Below are 24,717 nucleotides of genomic sequence, written 5' to 3'. Positions count from 1 at the left end.
GGATGAAACCATTTCGTTTAGCGGCGCTATCACTGGCGCTCCTTACCGCATTTTCATTAACCGGGTGTGATGACAGCGGTACACCGCAGGCCTCGGCCCCGGCGCCAGCCGCGGATAGCAACCCAGGCGCGACGGCAAAACCGGACCGCGCCCAGCTGGCGGCGCTGGCGGAAAAAAGCCAGGGTAAAGCGCTGACGCTCCTCGACGCCTCGGAGGTGCAACTGGATGGCGCCGCGACCCTGGTGCTGACGTTTTCCGTCCCGCTGCAGCCGGACCAGGATTTCTCGCGCAGCGTGCATCTGGTCGACAAGAAAAGCGGTAAGGTGGACGGTGCCTGGGAGCTGGCGCCGAATCTGAAAGAGCTGCGTCTGCGTCACCTTGAGCCAAAGCGCGAGCTGATTGTCTCAGTCGACCCGACGCTGACCGCCCTGAACAAGGCGACGCTCGATAAACCGTTTGAGAAGACCCTGACCACCCGCGATATCGCACCGAGCGTTGGGTTTGCCAGCCGCGGCTCGCTGCTGCCGGGCAACGTGGTCGCCGGGCTGCCGGTGATGGCGCTGAACGTCGATAATGTCGACGTTAATTTCTTCCGCATTAAGCCGGAATCGCTCTCCGCCTTTGTCAGTCAGTGGGAATACCGTAACTCGTTAAGCAACTGGGAATCTGATGAACTGCTGAAGATGGCGGATCTGGTCTACAGCGGCCGCTTCGATCTCAACCCGGCGCGTAATACTCGCGAAAAGCTGCTGCTGCCGCTGAGCGACATCAAGCCGCTCCAGCAGCCTGGCGTCTACGTGGCGGTCATGAACCCGGCGGGCCGTTATAGCTACAGCAACGCGGCGACGCTGTTTACCCTCAGCGATATCGGCGTCTCGGCGCATCGCTACCATAACCGGCTGGACGTTTTTACCCAGAGTCTGGAAAACGGCGCCGCCCAGTCGGGTATTGAGGTGCAGTTGCTCAATGCCAAAGGGCAGACCCTGGCGGAAGCGAAAAGCGACAGCCAGGGCCACGTCACCCTGCAAACCGATAAAGAAGCCGCGCTGCTGCTGGCGCGCAAAGAGGGGCAGACCACGCTGCTCGACCTCAAGCTGCCGGCGCTGGATCTGGCGGAATTCTCTATCGCAGGCGCGCCCGGCTTTAGCAAACAGTTCTTTATGTTTGGCCCGCGCGATCTCTATCGTCCCGGCGAAACGGTGATCCTTAATGCGCTGTTGCGCGATAGCGACGGCAAGCCGCTGGCGGAGCAGCCGGTGAAACTGGAGGTGGTTCAGCCAGACGGCCAGGTGATCCGCTCGGTGATGAGCAAACCAGTGAATGGCCTGTATCAGTTTACTTATCCGCTCGACAGCGGCGCGGCTACCGGCATGTGGCACATTCGCGCCAGCGCCGGCGACAACCAGCCGCGCGAATGGGATTTCCACGTTGAAGACTTTATGCCGGAACGCATGGCCCTGAACCTGACGCCGCAGGCCGCGCCAGTCGCGCCGGATGCCGACGTCACCTTTGGCGTTAGCGGCGCTTATCTCTACGGCGCGCCGGCCAGCGGCAACCAGCTGCAGGGCAAGCTGTTCCTGCGCCCGCTGCGCGACGCCGTCGCTGCGCTGCCGGGCTTCCAGTTCGGCGATATTGCGGAAGAAAACCTCTCCCGTAGTCTGGATGAAGTCCAGCTGACGCTGGACGAAAAAGGCCATGGCGAAGTGACTACCTCAAGCCAGTGGCAGGATAGCCATTCGCCGCTGCAGGTGGTGCTGCAGGCCAGCCTGCTGGAATCCGGCGGTCGCCCGGTGACCCGTACGGTTAAGCAGCCGATCTGGCCCGCCGAGGCGCTGCCGGGGATCCGCCCGCAATTTACGCTGAAGGACGTTTACGATTACCGCACCGATACCACCGTGAAACAGCCGGTGGTGGATGAAAACAGTAACGCCGCGTTTGATATCGTCTATGCCGACGTCAAAGGCGAGAAAAAAGCGATCTCCGGTCTCCAGGTGCGGCTGATCCGCGAGCGGCGCGACTACTACTGGAACTGGTCCGACAGCGAAGGCTGGCAGTCGCAGTTCGATCAAAAAGATCTGCAGGAGGGCGAGGAGTCGCTAGACCTGCAGGCCGGCCAGATCGGCAAAGTGAGCTTCCCGGTGGAGTGGGGATCCTATCGCCTGGAGGTGAAAGGACCGGACGACGTGGTCAGCAGCGTGCGCTTCTGGGCGGGCTACAGCTGGCAGGATAACAGCGAAGGCGCCGGCGCGGCGCGTCCTGACCGGGTCACCATGAAGCTGGATAAACCGAGCTATAAACCGGGCGACACCATCAGGCTGCACATCGCCGCCCCGGCGGCGGGTAAAGGCTACGCAATGGTGGAATCCAGCGAAGGGCCGCTGTGGTGGCAGGAAATTGACGTCCCGGCGGAGGGGATGGACCTGTCGATCCCGGTGGATAAAACCTGGAATCGCCACGACCTCTACCTCAGCACGCTGGTGGTTCGTCCCGGCGATAAATCCCGCTCGGCGACGCCGAAACGCGCGGTGGGCCTGCTGCATCTGCCGCTGGGCGATGAAAACCGTCGCCTGACGCTGGCGCTGGAGGCCCCGGACAAAATGCGCCCCAACCAGCCGCTGACGGTGAAAGTGAAAGCCAGCGTCAAAGAGGGCGAGGCGCCGAAACGGGTCAACGTCCTGCTCTCGGCGGTGGATAGCGGAGTACTGAATATCACCGATTACGCTACCCCGGATCCGTGGAACGCCTTCTTTGGCCAGAAGCGTTACGGCGCAGATATCTATGACATCTACGGCCAGGTGATCGAAGGGCAGGGACGTGTGGCCAGCCTGCGCTTCGGCGGCGATGGCGACGAGTTAAAACGCGGCGGCAAACCGCCGGTCAACCACGTGACGATCGTCGCCCAGCAGGCGCAGCCGGTGGTATTGAACGATCAGGGCGAAGGCACGGTGACGTTACCCATTGGCGATTTTAACGGCGAGCTGCGGGTGATGGCCCAGGCGTGGACGGCGGATGACTTCGGCAGCAGCGAAGATAAAGTGGTGGTGGCCGCCCCGGTCATCGCCGAACTGAACACCCCGCGCTTCCTCGCCAGCGGCGATACCACACGGCTGGCGCTGGATCTCAGCAATCTGACCGACAAACCGCAAACCCTGCAGGTACATCTTACCGCCAGCGGGCTGGTGACCTTGACCGATGGCCAACTGCCGCCGGTACAGCTGGCGCCGGGGGCGCGCAGCACGCTGTTTATACCAGTGAGCGCGCTGGCGGGCTTCGGCGATGGTCAGGTTAATGCCACCATCAGCGGCCTGAGCCTGCCGGGCGAAACCTTCGCCCCGCTGCAAAAACAGTGGAAAATCGGCGTGCGTCCGGCGTACCCGGCACAGACCGTCAACAGCGGCGCAGTGCTGCAGCCAGGTGAAAGCTGGCAGCCGCCGGCGGCGCAGAGCCAGGGCTTTGCCCCGCAAACGCTGCAGGGCCAACTGCTGCTCAGCGGTAAACCACCGTTGAATCTCGCCCGCTATATCCGCGAGCTGAAAGCCTATCCTTACGGCTGCCTTGAGCAGACCGCCAGCGGCCTGTTCCCGTCCCTGTATACCAGCGCGGCGCAGCTAAAGGCGCTGGGCATTAGCGGGGACAGCGACGAAAAACGCCGCGCGGCCATCGATGTCGGTATTTCACGCCTGCTGCAGATGCAGCTGGAAAACGGCGGCTTTGCGTTATGGGATAGAGAGGGGCCGGAAGAGTACTGGCTGACCGCCTACGCCATGGACTTCCTCGTGCGCGCCAGCGAGCAGGGCTATAGCGTACCGGTCAACGCCATTAATAAAGGCAACGAGCGCCTGCTGCGCTATCTGCAGGAGCCAGGCCTGATGACCGTGCGCTACAGCGACGACGCCCAGGCTAGCCGCTTTGCCGCTCAGGCCTATGCCGCGCTGGTGCTGGCGCGTCAGCAAAAAGCGCCGCTCGGCGCCTTGCGTGAAATCTGGAGCCGTCACGACCAGGCGCGATCCGGCTTGCCGCTGCTGCAGCTCGGCATTGCGCTGAAAACCATGGGCGATGCGCCGCGCGGCGACGCCGCACTGAAGCTGGCGGTTGCCACCCCGCGCCAGGATGAGAATCGTTGGCTGGGCGATTACGGTAGCCCGCTGCGCGATAACGCCCTGAAGCTGGCGCTGCTGGAAGAGAATAAGCTGCTGCCGGAGGTGCAAAATCAGCTGTTGAGCACGCTGTCGGAAGAGGCCTATGGCCAGCGCTGGCTGTCGACCCAGGAAACCAACGCCTTGTTCCTTGCCGGACGTACGCTGGCGGACCTGCCGGGCAGCTGGCAGGCGCAAACCTCGCTGCAGGCGGAGCCGCTGGCCGGCGACAAAGCGCAAACCCGCAATCTCGACGGCGATCGGCTGGCGGCGCTGCAGGTGAGTAATACCGGCAGTCAGCCGCTGTGGCTGCGTCTCGACAGCAGCGGCTATCCGCAAAGCGCGCCGCAGCCGGGCGGTAACGTCCTGGGGATTGAACGCACTATTTTCGATACCCAGGGGCAGCAGAAATCGCTGTCTTCACTGCGCAGCGGCGAACTGGTGCTCGTCAAGCTGGAGGTGACCGCCAAACGCAACGTGCCTGACGCGCTGGTGGTTGATCTGTTGCCAGCCGGTCTGGAGCTGGAAAACCAGAATCTGGCCAACAGCAGCGCCAGCCTGCAGGAGAATGGCGACGCGGTGCAAAACCTGCTTAACCAGATGCAGCAGGCGGATATTCAGCATATCGAGTTCCGCGATGACCGTTTCGTCGCTGCCGTCGCTGTCAATGAAGGCCAGCCGGTGACGCTGGTCTATCTGGCGCGGGCGGTGACGCCGGGCACTTATCAGGTCCCGCAGCCGCAGGTGGAATCGATGTATGCGCCGCAGTGGCGGGCGACAGGAGCGGCCAGCGGTCCGCTCACCGTGACGCCGTAAATGCGCGTATTGCCTCGGGTAAAACGCCGCTGGCGCTGGCTGGCGGCGTTTATTTTTCTGCTGTGGCTGGCGGTGCTGGCGGCCGATCGCCTGTGGCCGCTGCCGCTGCATGACGTCACGCCTGCCCGTGTGGTGGTGGCGGAAGACGGGACGCCGTTGTGGCGGTTTGCCGACGCGCAGGGCGTCTGGCGTTATCCGGTCACGCTCGCCGACGTGTCGCCGCGCTATCTGCAGGCGCTCATCCAGTATGAAGACCGCTGGTTCTGGCGCCATCCGGGGGTCAATCCCTTCGCGGTGCTGCGCGCCGCCTGGCAGGATCTTACTTCCGGGCGAGTTATCTCGGGCGGCAGCACGCTTACCATGCAGGTGGCACGCCTGCTTGATCCCCATCCACGCACCTTCGGCGGCAAGCTGCGCCAGCTGTGGCGAGCGCTGCAGCTGGAGTGGCATCTGTCAAAAAGCGACATTCTAACCCTCTATTTGAACCGCGCGCCGTTTGGCGGCACCCTGCAGGGGATCGGCGCGGCCAGCTGGGCCTATCTCGGTAAGTCGCCTGCCCGGCTTAGCTACGGCGAGGCGGCGCTGCTGGCGGTACTTCCCCAGGCGCCCAGTCGTTTACGTCCGGACCGCTGGCCGCAGCGGGCCCAGGCGGCGCGTGATAAAGTGCTTACGCGAATGGTCAGCCAGGGCGTCTGGCCGGAGCAGGCGGTAAAGGAAGCGATGGAGGAGCCAGTATGGCTGTTTCCGCGCCAGATGCCGCAGCTGGCGCCGCTTTTTTCACGCCGCGCGCTGGCGACCAGTCGTGATGAAAAGGTGGTGACGACTCTGGATGCCGGACTGCAGCGGCAACTGGAAGATCTGGCGCTGAACTGGAAATCGCGCCTGCCGCCGCGCAGTTCGCTGGCGATGGTCGTCGTCGACCACACGGATATGAAAGTTCGCGGCTGGGTAGGCTCGGCGGATATCACCGACGACAGCCGCTTCGGCCATATTGATATGGTCTCGGCGGTACGCTCGCCGGGGTCGGTGCTGAAACCCTTTATCTACGCGATGGCGATGGATGAGGGGCTGATTCACCCGGCATCGCTATTACAGGATGTGCCACGGCGTTTTAGCGATTATCGCCCCGGTAATTTCGACAGCGGGTTTCATGGCCCGGTGAGCGCCAGCGAGGCGCTGGTTCGGTCGCTGAATCTGCCGGCGGTGCAGGTGCTCGAAGCCTATGGACCAAAACGCTTTGCGGCTAATTTACGCAACGCCGGGCTGCCCCTGACGCTGCCCGCTGGCGCAGAGCCGAATCTGTCGCTAATCCTCGGCGGCGCCGGGGCGCGGCTGGAAGATATTGTCGCGGCGTACAGCGCCTTCGCCCGCCATGGCAAGGCGGCGCGGCTGCGCCTGAAGCCGAGCGATCCATTGACCGAGCGCGCGCTGATGTCGCCCGGGGCGGCATGGATCGTCCGGCGTATTTTGGCCGGCGAAGCGCAACCGGTTCCCGATGCCTCGCTGCCGCAGGCGGTGCCGCTGGCGTGGAAAACCGGCACCAGCTACGGCTATCGCGACGCGTGGGCGGTCGGCCTCAATGCGCGATATCTGATAGGCATCTGGACCGGGCGCCCGGACGGTACGCCGGTGGTGGGCCAGTTTGGCTTCGCCAGCGCCGTACCGCTGCTCAACCAGGTCAATAATCTGCTGCTGGCCCGCCCGGCGATGAGCCGCGGCGGGCTGCCGAGCGATCCGCGCCCGGCAACGGTCAGCCAGGGGACAATCTGCTGGCCTGGCGGGCAGGATCTGCCGGCGGGCGACAGCAACTGTCGTCGTCGCCTGGCCAGCTGGCTTTTGGATGCCAGCCAGCCGCCGACTCTGCTGCTGCCGGGGCAGGAGAGCGTACGCGGGATCCGCTTCCCGGTGTGGCGCAATGAACACGGCGAACGGGTGGCGGCGGATTGTCCCGGCGCTCGGGAAAGCCAGGTCGAAGTCTGGCCGCTGCCGCTGGATCCCTGGCTGCCGGCCAGCGAAAGGCGGCGCGCGCGCCTGGGACCGGCATCGGAGTCATGCCCGCCGTTACAGACTCAGGATACCGCGCCGCTGGTGCTGTCCGGCATCCGTGATGGGGCGGTGATAAAACGTCTCCCGGGTGAGGCGCGGGTGATGTTGCCGCTACAAACCAGCGGTGGGGAGGGGCGGCGCTGGTGGTTTATTAATGGCGAACCGTTAGAGGCCGCCGGCGCAAGAACCACGCTAATGCTGGATAAACCCGGCGAGTGGCAGTTGGTAGTGATGGATGAAGCGGGTCAGACGGCGGCCGCCAGCTTCACCCTGCAATAACCAGGGTGAATTTGTTGTTGGCAGTTTGTGTTTTCAATAATCATCTTATTTTAACAAAATGTTACCTTCATCCGTAGGCAGGGGCGGGGATGCTCATTATAATGCGCGCCAGGCCATACAATCGTATGTGCAACAACAGAACATTTAATTAGAGGTAATCATGGCTATTGAACGTACTTTTTCCATCATCAAACCAAACGCGGTGGCAAAAAACGTTATTGGCAGCATCTTTTCCCGCTTTGAAGCTGCAGGGTTCAAAATCGTCGGCACCAAAATGCTGCACCTGACCGTTGAACAGGCTCGTGGTTTCTATGCTGAGCACGAAGGTCGCCCGTTCTTCGACGGTCTGGTTGAGTTCATGACCTCCGGCCCGATCGTGGTTTCCGTTCTGGAAGGCGAAAATGCGGTACAGCGTCACCGTGACCTGCTGGGCGCCACCAATCCGGCAAACGCCCTGGCGGGTACTCTGCGCGCTGACTACGCTGACAGCTTCACCGAGAACGGCACCCACGGTTCCGACTCTGTAGAATCCGCTGCCCGCGAAATCGCGTTCTTCTTTGCTGAAGGCGAGGTTTGCCCGCGCACTCGCTAATCTCCTGCGTCTTTCACGCCACAGCATTGTTGGCTTCCTTCGCGCACCCCGGTCACATAGTTATCTATGCTCCCGGGGATTTGCGAACTCGCCGTCTCGCTGTGACCTGAAATACTTTGGAGATACAAACCTCGTCTTTTCGACCGTCGCGGCGTTGGCTGCGCGCGTTCACCCCGGTCACATAGTTATCTATGCTCCCGGGGATTAATGAGAGGCTCCTGCCTCTCACCGGAGGCCAGCCTACGGCTGGTCAAATTCGTTCCCGACGAATTTGTCACTTGCTTGCCGCCTTGCGACAAACGAAAAGCCTTAGAGGATTGAGCAGTCAGTTACAGATTTTTTTTCATTGCTTTGTGCAAACGTGGCAATGATGCGCCAGAATTTGTAGAATATAGCGCCCCTGGACGAGCAGTCGCTCTCCGGGGCGTTTCTTTTTCAACCCACCTGGGGCCATAACGTGTAATAACGAGGCCGGAAAATATTATGTCTGAACAAATTGTCACGCCTGATACCGCCGCTCTGACGGTGCCGAACAAAGATGCCAAAATCAACCTGCTGGATTTAAACCGTCAGCAGATGCGCGAGTTTTTCAAAAACATGGGCGAGAAGCCTTTCCGCGCCGATCAGGTGATGAAATGGATGTATCACTACTGCTGCGACGACTTTGATGAGATGACCGACATCAACAAAGTCCTGCGCAGTAAACTGAAAGAAGTGGCGGAGATCCGCGCCCCGGAAGTGGTTGAAGAGCAACGCTCAACCGACGGGACCATTAAATGGGCGATTGCCGTTGGCGATCAGCGCGTCGAGACCGTCTATATCCCGGAAGAAGACCGCGCCACCCTGTGCGTCTCCTCCCAGGTAGGCTGCGCGCTGGAGTGCAAATTCTGCTCCACCGCCCAGCAGGGCTTTAACCGCAACCTGCGGGTATCCGAAATTATCGGCCAGGTCTGGCGCGCGGCGAAGATCGTCGGCGCGGTGAAGACCACCGGCGTGCGTCCCATTACCAACGTAGTAATGATGGGCATGGGCGAGCCGCTGCTGAACCTCAACAACGTCGTTCCGGCGATGGAAATCATGCTCGACGATTTCGGCTTTGGCCTTTCCAAGCGTCGTGTGACCTTGTCTACCTCCGGCGTGGTGCCGGCGCTGGATAAACTCGGCGATATGATCGACGTTGCGCTGGCGATCTCCTTGCACGCGCCGAACGACACCATTCGCGACGAAATCGTCCCGATCAACAAAAAGTACAACATCGAGACGTTCCTCAACTCGGTGCGCGGCTATATTTCGAAGTCCAACGCCAACCAGGGCCGGGTGACCATCGAGTACGTGATGCTGGATCACGTCAACGACGGCACCGAGCACGCCCATGAGCTGGCGGCGCTGCTGAAAGATACGCCGTGCAAGATCAACCTGATCCCATGGAACCCGTTCCCGGGCGCGCCGTATGGCCGCAGCTCCAACAGCCGCATCGACCGTTTCTCCAAAGTCCTGATGGAGTACGGCTTTACGACCATCGTGCGTAAAACGCGCGGCGACGATATCGATGCCGCCTGCGGCCAGCTGGCGGGCGACGTCATTGACCGTACCAAGCGTACGCTGCGTAAGCGGATGCAGGGCGAAGCGATTGACGTAAAAGCGGTCTGACAAATGATGACCCGTGCAGCGCAGGCGGCACGGGTCATATTTATGGCCGATAGCCAGGCGAAATACGCTGATTCGGTGAATAATTACGGTGCGTTTTTGTCGACTTTGAGGCAGTATGTAGCGGCACAACAACCGCTTAGCATTCAATTTTGATTCGTCTCTGTGATCGCGCGGCTGACAGTCCTATACTGTGAGGCTGACGTAGCACAGATGTCTCGCGGCGCCGGCTTTTTCCCGCGCTGAACTTTAAATTTCACGTACCAGTAGTTGTAGCGAATGAATACTGAAGCCACTCAAGATCATCAAGAAGCAAACACCACGGGCGCGCGTCTGCGTCACGCCCGCGAACAACTCGGACTTAGCCAGCAAGCGGTGGCCGAACGCTTATGCCTGAAGGTGTCCACGGTTCGTGATATTGAAGACGATAAGGCCCCCGCCGACCTCGCCTCCACCTTCCTGCGCGGGTACATCCGCTCCTACGCTCGCCTCGTACATATTCCAGAAGACGAGCTGCTGCCGATGATGGCCAAGCAGGCGCCCATCCGCGCGGCGAAAGTCGCGCCAATGCAGAGTTTCTCTTTAGGCAAGCGCCGCAAAAAGCGCGACGGCTGGCTGATGAGCTTCACCTGGCTGGTGCTGTTTGTGGTTATCGGTCTGAGCGGCGCCTGGTGGTGGCAAGACCATAAGGCGCAGCAGGAAGAGATTTCGACTATGGCCGATCAGTCTTCCGCAGAGCTGAACGGCGGCGACGCCAACAGCCAGAACGTGCCGCTGGATACCAGCGCCCCTGCAGCCCCGACCGCCGATAGCGCCGCGAACAGCGCGCCAACCGATACCGCCAGCGCACCGACCACCAGCGCGCCGGCCCAGACGCCAGCAGATAATAACGCTGTCGTGGCGCCTTCCCAGGCCAATGTCGATACCGCGGGGACGACGCCGGCAGCTCCGGCTACCACCCCAGCCTCGCCGTTGCCGACCGATCAGGCGAACGTCACGACTCCGGCGGCGTCGGCGCAGGATCTGGTGATGAACTTTTCCGCCGACTGCTGGCTGGAAGTGAGCGATGCCACCGGTAAAAAACTGTTCAGCGGCCTGCAGCGTAAAGGCGGTAACCTGAACCTGAGCGGTCAGGCACCGTATAAGCTGAAAATTGGCGCCCCGGCCGCGGTACAGATCCAGTATCTGGGCAAGCCTGTCGATTTAAGTCGTTTTATCAGAACTAACCAGGTTGCGCGTCTGACCCTCAATGCCGAATCATCACCGGCGCAGTAACAGACGGGTAACGCGGGAGATTTTTCATGCATAACCAGGCTCCGATTCAACGTAGAAAATCTAAACGTATTTACGTTGGTAATGTGCCAATTGGCGATGGGGCTCCCATCGCCGTTCAGTCAATGACCAATACGCGCACCACCGATGTGGCGGCGACCGTAAATCAAATCAAAGCGTTAGAGCGCGTAGGCGCGGACATTGTCCGTGTCTCTGTTCCGACGATGGACGCTGCTGAGGCGTTCAAACTTATCAAACAGCAGGTTAACGTCCCGCTGGTCGCCGATATCCACTTTGACTACCGTATTGCGCTGAAAGTGGCGGAATATGGCGTCGACTGCCTGCGTATCAACCCGGGCAACATCGGCAACGAAGAGCGCATCCGCATGGTTGTAGATTGCGCTCGCGATAAAAACATCCCGATCCGCATCGGCGTCAACGCCGGCTCGCTGGAAAAAGATCTGCAGGAAAAATATGGCGAGCCGACGCCGCAGGCGCTGCTCGAATCCGCCATGCGTCATGTCGATCATCTCGATCGTCTGAACTTCGATCAGTTTAAAGTCAGCGTTAAAGCCTCCGATGTCTTCCTGGCGGTGGAATCCTATCGTCTGCTGGCGAAACAGATCGATCAGCCGCTGCATCTCGGGATCACCGAAGCGGGCGGCGCGCGCAGCGGCGCGGTAAAATCGGCGATCGGTCTGGGACTACTGCTGTCCGAGGGGATCGGCGATACGCTGCGCGTCTCGCTGGCGGCGGATCCGGTGGAAGAGATCAAGGTCGGCTTCGATATCCTCAAATCTCTGCGTATTCGTTCCCGCGGCATTAACTTTATCGCCTGCCCGACCTGTTCACGCCAGGAGTTTGACGTTATCGGTACGGTGAATGCTCTGGAGCAGCGTCTGGAAGATATCATCACCCCGATGGATGTTTCGATCATCGGTTGCGTGGTGAACGGCCCGGGCGAAGCGCTGGTCTCCACCCTTGGCGTCACCGGCGGCAACAAGAAAAGCGGCCTGTATGAAGACGGCGTGCGTAAAGATCGCCTGGACAACAACGACATGATCGACCAGCTGGAAGCGCGGATCCGCGCCAAAGCCTCGATGCTCGATGAAGCCCGTCGGATTGACGTTCAACAGGTTGAAGCAAAATAACGTGTTGGGAAGCGATACGCTTCCCGTGTATGATTGAACCTGCGGGCGCGAGGCGCCGGGGTTCATTTTTGTATATATAAAGAGAATAAACGTGGCAAAGAACATTCAAGCCATCCGTGGCATGAACGATTATCTGCCGGGCGAAACCGCTCTCTGGCAGCGCATTGAAGGCTCACTGAAGCAGGTGCTCGGTAGCTACGGTTACAGCGAAATCCGTTTGCCGATTGTAGAGCAGACCCCGTTATTCAAACGCGCGATCGGCGAAGTGACCGACGTGGTTGAAAAAGAGATGTATACCTTCGAAGACCGCAATGGCGACAGCCTGACGCTGCGTCCGGAAGGGACGGCGGGCTGCGTACGTGCCGGCATCGAACATGGTCTGCTGTACAATCAAGAACAGCGTCTGTGGTACGTCGGGCCAATGTTCCGTCACGAGCGCCCGCAGAAAGGTCGCTACCGCCAGTTCCATCAGATCGGCGCCGAAGTGTTTGGCCTGCAGGGCCCGGACATCGACGCGGAGCTGATTATGCTGACCGCGCGCTGGTGGCGTGAGCTGGGCATCTCCGAGCACGTCAGCCTGGAGCTGAACTCCATCGGTTCGCTGGAAGCGCGCGCCAACTACCGCGACGCGCTGGTGGCATACCTGGAGCAGTTTACCGATAAACTGGATGAAGACAGTAAACGCCGGATGTATACCAACCCGCTGCGGGTGCTGGACTCCAAAAACCCGGACGTGCAGGCGCTGCTCAACGACGCGCCGGCGCTCGGCGATTATCTTGACGAAGAGTCGAAAGCCCACTTTGCCGGCCTGTGCGCGCTGCTTGACGATGCCGGGATCCGCTACACCGTCAACCAGCGCCTGGTGCGCGGCCTTGATTACTATAACCGCACCGTGTTCGAGTGGGTGACCACCAGCCTTGGTTCCCAGGGCACTGTCTGCGCCGGCGGTCGTTACGACGGCCTGGTTGAGCAGCTGGGCGGTCGCGCTACCCCGGGCGTGGGTTTTGCCATGGGGCTGGAACGTCTTGTTTTACTGGTCCAGGCAGTGAATCCGGAATTTAAAGCCGATCCTGTTGTCGATATATACCTGGTAGCCTCCGGGACCGATACTCAGTCTGCTGCAATGCGTCTGGCTGAGCAGGTTCGCGATGCGCTGCCCGGCGTGAAGCTGATGACCAACCACGGCGGCGGCAACTTTAAGAAGCAGTTCGCCCGCGCTGACAAGTGGGGGGCGCGCGTCGCGCTGGTGGTCGGTGAATCAGAGATCGCTGACGGAAACGTGGTAGTGAAGGATTTACGCTCAGGTGAGCAAACTACCGTAACGCAGGAGAGCGTTGCCGCGCATTTGCGCACACTTCTGGGTTAATCTCCCGGGAATTATTAGTCAGGAGAAGGACTGCGTGGAAACTTTTAACAACGAGAACGATCAGGTCGATGCGCTGAAGCGCTTCTTTGCCGAAAACGGCAAAGCGCTGGCGGTCGGGGTGATTTTAGGGATTGGCGCGCTGGTTGGCTGGCGCTACTGGACCTCCCATCAGCAGGATACCGCCAGAGACGCGTCGCTGGCTTACGAGAAGGCGACTTCCGCGCTGAAATCGAATACGCCAGAAGTGCTGTCAGGGGCAGAGAAATTCGCGGCTGACAATAAAAATACCTACGGCGCCTTCGCCTCTCTCGAGCTGGCACAGCATTTTGTTGAACAGAACGATCTGCCGAACGCTGAAAAGCAGCTGCAGCAGGGGCTGGCGGCCGCATCTGATGATAATCTGAAATCGGTTATCAGTATGCGTCTGGCCCGCGTTCAGCTGCAAATGAAACAGGCTGATGCGGCGCTGAAAACCCTCGACAGCATCAAAGGTGAGGGCTGGACCGCCATTGTGGCCGATTTGCGCGGCGAAATTCTGTTGAGCAAAGGCGATAAGCAAGGGGCCCGTGCGGCGTGGGAAGCTGGCGTGAAAAGCGATGCTTCTCCTGCGCTCAGCGAAATGATGCGTATGAAAATGAATAATTTGTCCATCTGAGAGGGACTCGATGCAATTGCGTAAATTACTGTTGCCAGGGCTGCTTTCCGTTACCTTGCTGAGCGGGTGTTCGCTGTTTAATAGCGAAGAAGATGTGGTGAAAATGTCACCGCTGCCGACGGTAGAAAATCAGTTTACGCCGTCCACGTCCTGGAGCACCTCGGTTGGCGATGGTATCGGCGAATTTTACTCTAACCTTCATCCGGCCTTTGCCGACGGCGTAGTGTATGCTGCTGACCGTAAAGGCACCGTCAAAGCGCTGAACGCCGACGACGGCAAAGAGGTGTGGTCGGTGAATCTGGCGGAGAAAGATGGCTGGTTCTCGCGCACGCCAGCGCTGCTTTCCGGCGGGGTGACCGTCTCTGGCGGCCATGTTTATATCGGCAGCGAGAAAGCGCAGCTTTATGCGCTGAATACCAGCGATGGTACCGTGGCCTGGCAAACCCGTGTCGCCGGCGAGGCGCTGTCGCGTCCGGTGGTGAGCGATGGCATGGTGCTGGTGCATACCAGCAACGGCCAGCTGCAGGCGCTAAACGAGACCGATGGGGCCGTGAAGTGGACCGTTAACCTCGATATGCCGGCGCTCTCCCTGCGCGGCGAGTCTGCGCCTGCGACCGCCTACGGCGCGGCGATCGTCGGCGGCGATAACGGCCGCGTCAGTGCAGTATTGATGCAGCAGGGGCAGATGATTTGGCAGCAGCGTATTTCTACGGCCACCGGCCCGACGGAAATTGACCGCCTGAACGACGTCGACACGACGCCGATCATCGTTAACGGTGTGGTTTATGCGCTGGCTTATAACGGCAACCTGACCGCGCTGGACCTGCGTAGCGGCCAGATTATGTGGAAACGCGAGCTGGGTTCGGTGAATGATTTCATCGTCGATGGTAACCGTATCTACCTGGTTGACCAGAACGATCGCCTGCTGGCGCTGACCACCGACGGCGGTGTAACCCTGTGGACGCAAAGCGATCTGCTGCACCGTTTGCTGACCGCGCCGGTGTTGTATAATGGCAATCTGGTCGTCGGCGATAGCGAAGGCTACATGCACTGGGTTAATCCGGAAGATGGCCATTTTGTGGCGCAGCAGAAAGTGGACAGCTCCGGCTTCCTGACCGACCCGGTGGTTGCCGATGGTCGACTGCTGATCCAGGCGAAAGACGGTACGCTGTACGCGATTACGCGTTAATTACCGCTGTCGTGAGTGATTAAGAAACGGCCCCTGGCAGACAGGGGCCGTTTTGACTTTTTTAAAAACGTCGTTAAGACGATGTTGCTTAGTGATTGTATGAGGCATTTAACATGATACCTGTGGTCGCGCTTGTCGGGCGCCCTAACGTTGGAAAATCCACGCTCTTTAACCGCCTGACGCGCACTCGTGATGCGCTGGTTGCGGATTTCCCGGGGCTGACTCGTGACCGTAAGTACGGTCGGGCCGAAGTCGAAGGCCGCGAATTCATCTGTATCGATACCGGTGGTATTGATGGTACGGAAGAGGGCGTGGAAACCCGGATGGCGGAGCAGTCGCTGCTGGCAATCGAAGAGGCCGATGTGGTGCTGTTTATGGTCGATGCGCGCGCGGGCCTGATGCCGGCGGACATCGCGATCGCTAAACACCTGCGCTCTCGTGAAAAGCCCACCTTCCTGGTGGCTAACAAAACCGACGGCATCGACGTCGACCAGGCAATGGCGGACTTCTGGTCGCTCGGCCTGGGCGATATCTATCCGATTGCCGCTTCGCACGGCCGCGGCGTGACCAGCCTGCTGGAGCAGGCCCTGCTGCCATGGGTAGATGAGGTTAATCCGCAGGAAGAAGTGGATGAAGACGCCGAATACTGGGCGAAATTCGAAGCCGAGCAGAATGGCGAAGCGGAAGAAGAGCCGGAAGACGACTTCAATCCGCAGGATCTGCCGATCAAGCTGGCGATTGTCGGACGTCCTAATGTCGGTAAATCAACCCTCACCAATCGCATCCTCGGTGAAGATCGCGTGGTGGTCTACGATATGCCGGGCACCACCCGTGACAGCATTTATATCCCGATGCAGCGTGACGAGCGCGAATACGTGCTCATCGATACCGCTGGGGTGCGCAAGCGCGGGAAAATCACCGACGTAGTGGAAAAGTTCTCGGTGATCAAAACGCTGCAGGCGATTGAAGACGCCAACGTCGTGCTGCTGGTGATCGATGCTCGCGAAGGGATCTCCGACCAGGACCTCTCGCTGCTGGGCTTTATTCTTAACAGCGGCCGTTCGCTGGTGATCGTCGTTAACAAGTGGGATGGCCTGAGTCAGGAAGTGAAGGAGCAGGTGAAGGAGACCCTCGACTATCGTCTGGGCTTTATCGACTTTGCCCGGGTGCACTTCATCTCCGCCCTGCACGGCAGCGGCGTCGGCAACCTGTTTGAATCGGTACGCGAAGCCTACGACAGCGCTACGCGCCGCGTAAGCACCGCGATGCTGACCCGGATCATGAACATGGCGGCGGAAGATCATCAGCCACCGCTGGTGCGTGGCCGTCGCGTGAAGCTGAAATACGCCCACGCCGGGGGCTACAACCCGCCTATCGTGGTGATCCACGGTAACCAGGTCAAGGATCTGCCGGATTCCTACAAGCGCTATCTGATGAACTACTTCCGTAAATCCCTGGACGTGATGGGCACGCCAATCCGGATCCAGTTCAAGGAAGGGGAAAACCCGTTCGCTAACAAGCGTAACACCCTGACGCCGAACCAGATGCGTAAACGTAAGCGCTTGATCAAGCACATCAAGAAAAGCAAATAAGCTATCAGCAAGATTTACCCACCAACATGAATCCTTCAAAGCCCGCTCTGCCGGGCTTTTTTATTAAGGCCGATTGTAGCGACGCAACAACGCGCATGATTGGCATGTATATCTGCACGTATCCTATGAGATTTCTCATTTGCCAGCTTCGCTTGCTCAAGCAATTGTTTGAGTACGCTATGATAATATATACGCAGAAAGTTATCGCAATGATACGAGAGAAAACGCATCTGGATATATCGGAGAAAATCCACGGTGTCGCTCTTCTGTAATATGGGAGAAACTGGAGAGTCTACTTTATGGCTGAGTATTGTGGTAAATTGCGGTTCTTCCCAGGATGGGGAAATTAATCGGCAAGGAGCGATTATGTATTACAGCAATGTTGTCATCAGCTATTTACAGGCCAATAAAATTCTCGCAATGAAACTTGATCGCGCTGTTTCAGGCATAGAACAACGGGTTTCCGGTCAGGTTAAAACAATAGGTGCTGGCGTTACTCGAATCCTATATTATACATCCTGTTTTACTGATGAGTATCAGGATGTATGTAAAAAGCAGAAGAATGAGGATGTTAGATTTGCTAAAGGTATCTACCATCTTTTACAGCGTAAGAATATTGTATATGAAATGCTGAAAATATATTTTGAAGAAATATTTAAGCACAAAACAACAGAGCAGTTAGAGCATATTAAAAGAATTCTGATGGCTGTTAACATTCATATCGCTGCAGACTCTCTAACCAAATCTGGATTTGTTTTAGCTACGGCTACCTGTGTTTCGGTAGGCATGAAATTAAGCCTTGATATGGGAGCGATTGCTGGGCGTTCTGCGGGGGTCGCCGTTACAGTGGCTGGCATGTATGGCGTTGTGCAGAGGGCTGCAGATAGCGCTGAGCGTCTCCGAATCTGTTATCCTGCATTCTTTACTATACTATACGAACAAGAACTTGAAATGATGTATTTCCTGGTGGCGCCATTATTTGAACATGCCGACGCTTTTAAAGCCCAATGGGCTTCAGAGGCAGAGCTCGCTAATATCATCGAAAGAATGATTAGGTAGTGATGATGTCATTTATTAAAAGAGCGCTTTTGTGGTTGTTCCAGCAATTAATTTCGCTGTATGCCCCGCCACTTTGCATTGTCATATTTGCAGTGGTTTTTTTTCAAATTTTTCCTGAGGGGCCGGTTTGGCCTGTTGGTATATTCGCTGTACTTATGATTATTATCTTTGGGCGCTATGTGAAATGGTAATTCTAACGTTATTTATGATAAGGAAATTGTATGTCTACTCCCGCACATTTATGGCTTGAAGATGAAAACGGTTCGCCGATCATTGGAAGCTGCATGATGCCAACGCGTCTTGGATCTATTGAGTTAAAATCATTCTCTCATGGTATTACTATTCCAGTTGATCCAAGCTGGGGAAAACTGACAGGTACGCGAATACATCGTCCTGTGTCGATAGTGAAGGAATTCGATCAGACAACACCGCTTTTGTATCGTGCCGTGTGTGAGGGGCGCCCGATGAAGAAGGCGATTATAAAGATGTATCGCATTCTGGAGGCGGGCATTGAGGCCGAGTATTTCAACATCATCCTGGAGAACGTCAAAGTCACTACGGTTGCGCCGTATTTATCACCTACTGGTATGAGCAGTACCCACCTGGAAACGCTCGAGATGCGTTATGAGGCGATCACCTGGAAATACATGGACGGAAATATTTACTACTGCGACTCATGGAATGACCGTCGTTGTGCATGACTTCATTATATTCACGCAAAAAATGCCAGGTATCTCGTAGTAGGTACAATTTTATACATCAATTCAAAGTTGAAATTCATATTGGTGGGTTTTTGTGGCCGCCATGCCGGTAAATGTCAAAACCTTCCGCCATAATCCCGCGATACTTCGCCGGGAACAGAGCGGCTCAAAGGTGGACTTACTATGCAGATTGGTTTTATCGGCCTCGGCGCGGTGGTGGAAACCGCCTATTTACCGGCGCTGCGTCGCCTGGGGGACGTCATCGACCGCTGCCAGGGCTATGACCTGGACTGCAGCAGAGCGCTGCCGGGGATCCAGCGCTGTAGTTCGCTGTCGGCGCTGCTGGCCGAACCCCTGGATACGCTCTTCATTACCACCTCATCACTTCAGCATCTGCCCGTACTGGAGAGGGCGTTAACCAGCGGCATTTCTCGCATCGTGGTAGAAAAGCCGATCGTGGCCAACCTTGAGCAGGCCGCCCGGCTGCGGGCGCTGCTGGCGCCGCCTGAGCAGGCCGCGCGGGTGCTGGCTCTTGACCACTGGATGGCGCGAGGCGTTGCGCTGAACGCTCCTGGCCCGCTGTGGCGGGCGGAAGGGGAGGCCAGCGGCCTGCCTCCGCCGCACCTGTCAGCGCAGGATATCGTCTGGATCGAAGGTTATTTGCAGGAGCCAAGCGGCTTTAACAGCGCTGGTGAGCCGGTCGCACTCAATTTTGCCACCGGGGAGCTGGATACCCGGCAGCTGCGTCACCCTGATGGGGTGATCCTCGATATCGGCACCCATGTCCTGGCGATGCTCCGCGAAACCCTGCACGCCAGCGGAGGCGATACGGCGCTGAGCCTTTCCCTTCGGGTGGCGAAAGACCGCCTCGGCCATGACATTGCTCCTGGGGATACGAGCACTGCCGAGGGGGAGGCGCATCTGCAGGGAACCCTGGGCACTATCCCGCTCAATATCTGGCTCAACAAATACGCGGGTCCCGCGGGCGGGCAAAAGGGAATGCGGATAGGACTGCGGGACGGGCGAATAATTACCCTCGATCGCGCCCCTGAGGGCGAAGTGGTGACGCTACAGGACGGCGAGCGGGTGCAGCGCTGGACCCGGCCCGGGGCGATCTATACGCACTGTCTTGATGAGCAGATCCTCGGCGCGGATAATTTGTTTATCCGGGCGCCGGACAGCGTGGCCGGGCTAACGCAGCGTAGGCTTGAGGAAGTGGAATGGCTGCTCAGGTTGCAGCAGCAATTACGCGGCCCGCATTAAACCCGGAACATGATAAAATAGGTGCAGATAAACGTTGAAAGGAATGGTTATGGAACTTGATTGCCCTCTGTGCCACGCGCCGTTAGATGTCAAAGGCAGTAGCGCGCATTGCGCCCAGTGCGAAAGGGTGTTTGCCCTCGAGGCCCGCTGCCCGGAATGCCACCAGCCGCTGGAGGTGCTGAAGGCGTGCGGCGCGGTGGATTACTTTTGCCAGCATGGGCATGGCCTTATCTCGAAAAAACGGGTGGAATTTATTCCGCTGGTTTAGTGGGTGAAGGCTTTCTGGCCCGCGTTTTTTTCACCGGCGCGATCTGCTTCACTTCGCTTTCGACCCAGCCGTCTTTCAGGCGGGTGGTGAGCAGATCGCCGGTTTTGACCTGTTTTGTCTGCTTCAGCACCGTACCGTCGCTCACCGAGGTGACGCTGTAGCCCCGCGCCAGGGTGGCTAAGGGGCTCACCGCCTCCAGATGGGTCACCGCGTTGCCAAACCGTTCACGCCGCTCGCTGAGGCGGCCACGCATAATTTCCGCCAGCCGGTATTCCAGCTGCTGGATCCGCGACTGCGCGCGGTGGATCCGTGGCTGCGGGTTGTAGTGATTCAGACGCTGAACGGTGCGCTTTTGCCGCTGTTCTGCGCGCTTAAGCTGTGACTCCACGGCGATACGCATCCGCTGGCGCAGGCGTTCCAGGGCGGTCTGCTGGCGGGCCAAGCGCAGCTGTGGATGCTGTTGCTGCAGGCGATGGAACAGCTGGGTAAAACGGCGCTGGCGACTGGCGAGGAAATAGTCCATCGCCATTTCCAGCCGCTGCTGTCCGGACTGCAGCTGGCGCAGCAGCTCCTGCTGGTTGCGGCTGACGATTTCCGCGGCGGCTGAGGGAGTCGGTGCCCGCAGGTCGGCAACAAAATCAGCGATCGTGACGTCGGTTTCATGGCCGACGGCGCTGACGATAGGGATCTGGCTGGCGAAAATCGCCCGCGCCACCCGCTCATCGTTAAAACTCCACAGATCCTCCAGCGAACCGCCGCCGCGTCCGACAATCAGTACGTCACACTCCTGGCGCGCGTTGGCCAGCGCGATGGCGCGCACAATCTGCCCGGGGGCGTCGTCACCCTGGACCGCGGTTGGGTAGATGATCACCGGCAGCCCGGGATCGCGGCGCCTGAGGACATGGAGAATATCGTGCAGCGCGGCACCGGTTTTCGAGGTGATGACGCCGACGCAGTGGGCGGGAGAGGGGAGCGCCTGCTTATGTTTTTGCTCGAACAGTCCTTCCGCCGTTAACTGCGCTTTGAGCTGCTCATACTTCTGCTGTAATAACCCTTCGCCGGCGGGCTGCATGCTTTCGACGATAATCTGGTAGTCGCCGCGCGGCTCATACAGCGTGATGTTGGCGCGAACCAGCACCTGCTGCCCGTGCTGTGGGCGAAACGTCACCCGGCGGTTGCTGTTGCGGAACATCGCGCAGCGCACCTGGGCGTTATCGTCTTTTAAGGTGAAGTACCAGTGGCCGGAAGAAGGCTGGCTGAAGTTAGAGATCTCGCCGCTGATCCAAACCTGGCCCATTTCGCGCTCAAGCAGCAAACGCACCGTCTGATTGAGGCGGCTTACGGTAAAAATTGCGGGGGATTGAGAGGGTAACATGTGAGCAAGATCAAACTTTAAATCAGCAGGTTATTCAGTCGATAGTAACGCGCTCAGAGGGGATGGCAAGTATTATTTGCAAAAAAGGGTAGATGCAATCGGTTACGCTCTGTATAATGCCACGGCAATATTTATCCACCCTGGTCGAGATATTGCCCATGCTACGTATCGCTAAAGAAGCCCTGACGTTTGACGACGTCCTCCTCGTTCCCGCTCATTCTACCGTTCTGCCGAATACTGCCGATCTCAGCACTCAGCTGACGAAAACCATTCGTCTGAATATTCCTATGCTCTCCGCAGCCATGGATACCGTAACGGAAGCGCGTCTGGCTATTGCCCTGGCACAGGAAGGCGGCATCGGCTTTATTCACAAAAACATGTCCATCGAGCGCCAGGCGGAAGAAGTTCGTCGCGTGAAGAAACATGAGTCCGGCGTGGTCACCGACCCGCAGACTGTTCTGCCGACGACCACTCTGCGTGAAGTGAAAGAGCTGACCGAGCGCAACGGTTTCGCCGGCTACCCGGTGGTTACCGAAGAAAACGAGCTGGTTGGCATCATCACCGGCCGCGACGTGCGTTTCGTCACCGATCTGAACCAGCCGGTCAGCGTCTACATGACGCCGAAAGAGCGTCTGGTCACCGTTCGTGAAGGCGAAAGCCGTGAAGTGGTCTTCGCTAAGATGCACGAAAAACGCGTTGAGAAAGCGCTGGTCGTGGATGAGAGCTTCCACCTGCGCGGCATGATCACCGTCAAAGACTTCCAGAAAGCAGAACGTAAACCGAACGCCTGTAAAGATGAGCAGGGCCGTCTGCGCGTAGGCGCGGCGGTCGGCGCTGGTGCCGGCAACGAAGAGCGCGTAGACGCGTTGGTAGCGGCAGGCGTTGACGTTCTGCTGATCGACTCCTCGCACGGTCACTCAGAAGGCGTTCTGCAGCGTATCCGTGAAACGCGCGCGAAATATCCTGACCTGCAGATCATCGGCGGCAACGTTGCCACTGGCGCAGGCGCACGCGCGCTGGCGGAAGCCGGCTGCAGCGCGGTGAAAGTGGGCATCGGCCCGGGCTCCATCTGTACTACCCGTATCGTCACCGGCGTGGGTGTGCCGCAGATCACTGCTGTTTCCGACGCGGTGGAAGCGCTGGAAGGGACCGGTATTCCGGTTATCGCTGACGGCGGTATCCGTTTCTCCGGCGATATCGCCAAAGCGATCGCCGCCGGTGCGGCGGCGGTGATGGTTGGCTCCATGCTGGCGGGTACCGAAGAGTCCCCGGGTGAAATCGAACTCTATCAGGGTCGCTCTTACAAATCCTACCGCGGGATGGGCTCCCTTGGCGCGATGTCCAAAGGCTCCTCTGATCGCTATTTCCAGAGCGATAACGCCGCTGACAAACTGGTGCCGGAAGGTATCGAAGGCCGCGTGGCCTATAAAGGCCGCCTGAAAGAGATCATTCACCAGCAGATGGGCGGTCTGCGTTCCTGTATGGGTCTGACCGGCTGTGGTACCATTGATCTGCTGCGTACCAAAGCTGAATTCGTACGCATCAGCGGTGCGGGCATTCAGGAAAGCCACGTTCACGACGTGACCATCACCAAAGAGTCCCCGAACTACCGTCTGGGCTCCTGATTTCTTCGCCCGACCTTGCGTCGGGCGATTTATTTACTCTGTTTCACTTGCCTCGGAATTAGCGTCAATGACGGAAAACATTCATAAACATCGCATCCTCATCCTCGACTTCGGGTCTCAGTATACTCAGCTGGTGGCGCGTCGCGTGCGTGAGCTGGGCGTCTACTGTGAGCTGTGGGCATGGGATGTCACGGAAGCACAGATCCGCGAATTTAATCCAAGCGGCATCATTCTTTCCGGCGGCCCGGAAAGCACCACCGAAGAGAACAGCCCGCGCGCGCCGCAGTATGTGTTCGAAGCCGGCGTGCCGGTATTTGGCGTCTGCTACGGCATGCAGACCATGGCGATGCAGCTGGGCGGCCATGTAGAAGGTTCTAACGAGCGTGAGTTTGGTTACGCACAGGTTGAAGTGGTTAACGACAGCGCGCTGGTGCGCGGTATCGAAGATTCCCTGACCGCAGACGGCAAACCGCTGCTGGACGTGTGGATGAGCCACGGCGACAAAGTGACCGCCATCCCAGCGGACTTCGTAACCGTCGCCAGCACCGACAACTGCCCGTTCGCCATTATGGCCAACGAAGAAAAACGCTTCTACGGCGTGCAGTTCCACCCGGAAGTGACCCACACCCGTCAGGGAATGCGTATGCTGGAGCGCTTCGTGCGCGACATCTGCCAGTGCGAAGCGCTGTGGACCCCGGCGAAAATCATTGACGACGCCGTTGAGCGTATCCGTCAGCAGGTTGGCGACGACAAAGTGATCCTCGGCCTCTCCGGCGGTGTGGACTCTTCGGTGACCGCGATGCTGCTGCACCGCGCTATCGGCAAAAACCTGACCTGCGTATTCGTGGACAACGGTCTGCTGCGCCTGAACGAAGCGCAGCAGGTGATGGAGATGTTCGGCGACCACTTTGGCCTGAACATTGTTCACGTTGAAGGCGAGCAGCGTTTCCTCGACGCGCTGGCGGGTGAAAGCGATCCGGAAGCGAAGCGTAAAATTATCGGTCGCGTTTTCGTGGAAGTGTTCGACGAAGAAGCGCTGAAGCTGGACGACGTCAAATGGCTGGCGCAGGGTACCATCTACCCTGACGTTATCGAATCTGCCGCTTCCGCCACCGGTAAAGCGCACGTCATCAAATCTCACCACAACGTGGGCGGCCTGCCGAAAGAGATGAAGATGGGCCTGGTTGAGCCGCTGCGTGAGCTGTTCAAAGACGAAGTGCGTAAGATCGGCCTGGAACTGGGCCTGCCGTACGACATGCTCTACCGTCACCCGTTCCCGGGCCCCGGCCTTGGCGTGCGCGTGCTGGGCGAAGTGAAGAAAGAGTACTGCGACCTGCTGCGTCGTGCGGACGCTATCTTCATCGAAGAGCTGCACAAAGCTGACCTGTATAACAAAGTCAGCCAGGCGTTCACTGTGTTCCTGCCGGTTCGTTCCGTCGGCGTGATGGGCGATGGCCGTAAATACGACTGGGTGGTTTCCCTGCGTGCGGTGGAAACCATCGACTTCATGACCGCGCACTGGGCACACCTGCCGTACGATTTCCTCGGCCGCGTCTCCAACCGTATCATCAATGAAGTGAACGGTATCTCCCGCGTGGTGTATGACATCAGCGGCAAGCCGCCAGCAACGATTGAGTGGGAATAATCCCCGGCGTTAGCTGAATGAAACGAAACCCTCTGTGTTT

17 protein-coding genes are annotated in these 24,717 nt (G+C 58.7%); 16 read left to right on the top strand and 1 reads right to left on the bottom strand.

The window, feature by feature from the left end; genetic code table 11:
- Positions 1–2 precede the first annotated feature (2 nt).
- From RRF55_RS13000 to RRF55_RS12935, 14 genes are all read left to right on the top strand, one after another.
- Positions 3–4,952, top strand: coding sequence for an alpha-2-macroglobulin family protein (locus tag RRF55_RS13000; RefSeq protein WP_023280409.1), 4,950 nt, complete (start codon positions 3–5; stop codon positions 4,950–4,952).
- Positions 4,953–7,277, top strand: a complete 2,325-nt coding sequence (gene pbpC, locus RRF55_RS12995) for a peptidoglycan glycosyltransferase PbpC (RefSeq protein ID WP_032415367.1) — start codon at positions 4,953–4,955, stop codon at positions 7,275–7,277.
- A 160-nt stretch (positions 7,278–7,437) separates the two neighbouring features.
- Complete coding sequence (gene ndk / locus RRF55_RS12990; RefSeq protein WP_004144312.1) at positions 7,438–7,869, top strand: nucleoside-diphosphate kinase; 432 nt, start codon at positions 7,438–7,440, stop codon at positions 7,867–7,869.
- 483 nt (positions 7,870–8,352) lie between these two features.
- Entirely contained in the window at positions 8,353–9,519 is a 1,167-nt protein-coding gene (locus RRF55_RS12985) for a bifunctional tRNA (adenosine(37)-C2)-methyltransferase TrmG/ribosomal RNA large subunit methyltransferase RlmN (RefSeq protein ID WP_002913894.1), read from the top strand.
- 276 nt (positions 9,520–9,795) lie between these two features.
- Positions 9,796–10,791 carry a cytoskeleton protein RodZ gene (gene rodZ, locus RRF55_RS12980; protein ID WP_004149336.1) on the top strand — a complete coding sequence of 332 codons (996 nt, stop codon included), beginning with the start codon at positions 9,796–9,798 and terminating at the stop codon, positions 10,789–10,791.
- 26 nt (positions 10,792–10,817) lie between these two features.
- Entirely contained in the window at positions 10,818–11,939 is a 1,122-nt protein-coding gene (ispG, locus tag RRF55_RS12975) for a flavodoxin-dependent (E)-4-hydroxy-3-methylbut-2-enyl-diphosphate synthase (RefSeq protein ID WP_002913892.1), read from the top strand.
- A gap of 91 nt (positions 11,940–12,030) precedes the next feature.
- Positions 12,031–13,305 (top strand): histidine--tRNA ligase, encoded by a 1,275-nt coding sequence (gene hisS, locus RRF55_RS12970; protein WP_004149335.1) that lies wholly within the window; start codon positions 12,031–12,033, stop codon positions 13,303–13,305.
- 34 nt (positions 13,306–13,339) lie between these two features.
- The gene (locus tag RRF55_RS12965) at positions 13,340–13,960 is read left to right on the top strand and encodes a YfgM family protein (RefSeq protein ID WP_002913890.1); all 621 of its coding nucleotides are present in this window, start codon (positions 13,340–13,342) and stop codon (positions 13,958–13,960) included.
- Between the two features lie 10 nt (positions 13,961–13,970).
- Complete coding sequence (bamB, locus tag RRF55_RS12960; protein WP_002913889.1) at positions 13,971–15,149, top strand: outer membrane protein assembly factor BamB; 1,179 nt, start codon at positions 13,971–13,973, stop codon at positions 15,147–15,149.
- Between the two features lie 113 nt (positions 15,150–15,262).
- A complete protein-coding gene (gene der / locus RRF55_RS12955; protein WP_004144309.1) occupies positions 15,263–16,741 on the top strand; it encodes a ribosome biogenesis GTPase Der in 1,479 nt (492 codons plus the stop codon).
- A gap of 366 nt (positions 16,742–17,107) precedes the next feature.
- Entirely contained in the window at positions 17,108–17,800 is a 693-nt protein-coding gene (locus RRF55_RS12950) for a hypothetical protein (protein ID WP_032438070.1), read from the top strand.
- Positions 17,801–18,021: 221 nt separating this feature from the next.
- Positions 18,022–18,501 (top strand): Hcp family type VI secretion system effector, encoded by a 480-nt coding sequence (locus tag RRF55_RS12945; protein ID WP_032444743.1) that lies wholly within the window; start codon positions 18,022–18,024, stop codon positions 18,499–18,501.
- A gap of 183 nt (positions 18,502–18,684) precedes the next feature.
- Positions 18,685–19,764, top strand: coding sequence for a Gfo/Idh/MocA family oxidoreductase (locus tag RRF55_RS12940; protein WP_032415359.1), 1,080 nt, complete (start codon positions 18,685–18,687; stop codon positions 19,762–19,764).
- Between the two features lie 49 nt (positions 19,765–19,813).
- On the top strand, positions 19,814–20,032 hold the full coding sequence (locus RRF55_RS12935; protein WP_004201901.1) for a zinc ribbon domain-containing protein: 219 nt from the start codon (positions 19,814–19,816) through the stop codon (positions 20,030–20,032).
- On the opposite strand, the gene xseA is transcribed toward RRF55_RS12935, so the two are convergent.
- Positions 20,016–21,407: an exodeoxyribonuclease VII large subunit gene (gene xseA / locus RRF55_RS12930; protein ID WP_004149333.1), complete on the bottom strand. Its 1,392-nt coding sequence runs from the start codon at positions 21,405–21,407 to the stop codon at positions 20,016–20,018. The two genes, RRF55_RS12935 and xseA, sit on opposite strands and share 17 nt — an antisense overlap.
- Before the next feature lie 158 nt (positions 21,408–21,565).
- On the opposite strand from xseA, the gene guaB reads away from it, so the two are divergent.
- Both guaB and guaA read left to right on the top strand, forming a co-directional pair.
- A complete protein-coding gene (gene guaB, locus RRF55_RS12925; RefSeq protein ID WP_004151980.1) occupies positions 21,566–23,032 on the top strand; it encodes an IMP dehydrogenase in 1,467 nt (488 codons plus the stop codon).
- 67 nt (positions 23,033–23,099) lie between these two features.
- Positions 23,100–24,677 (top strand): glutamine-hydrolyzing GMP synthase, encoded by a 1,578-nt coding sequence (guaA, locus tag RRF55_RS12920; protein WP_004151979.1) that lies wholly within the window; start codon positions 23,100–23,102, stop codon positions 24,675–24,677.
- Positions 24,678–24,717 lie beyond the last annotated feature (40 nt).

Origin of the sequence: Klebsiella sp. K47, from assembly GCF_051858335.1 — a bacterium.
GTDB classification, from domain to species: Bacteria; Pseudomonadota; Gammaproteobacteria; order Enterobacterales; family Enterobacteriaceae; genus Klebsiella; species Klebsiella pneumoniae.
The sequence above is the reverse complement of the archived record's forward strand: the minus strand, read 5'-3'. Positions and strand labels throughout refer to the sequence as shown.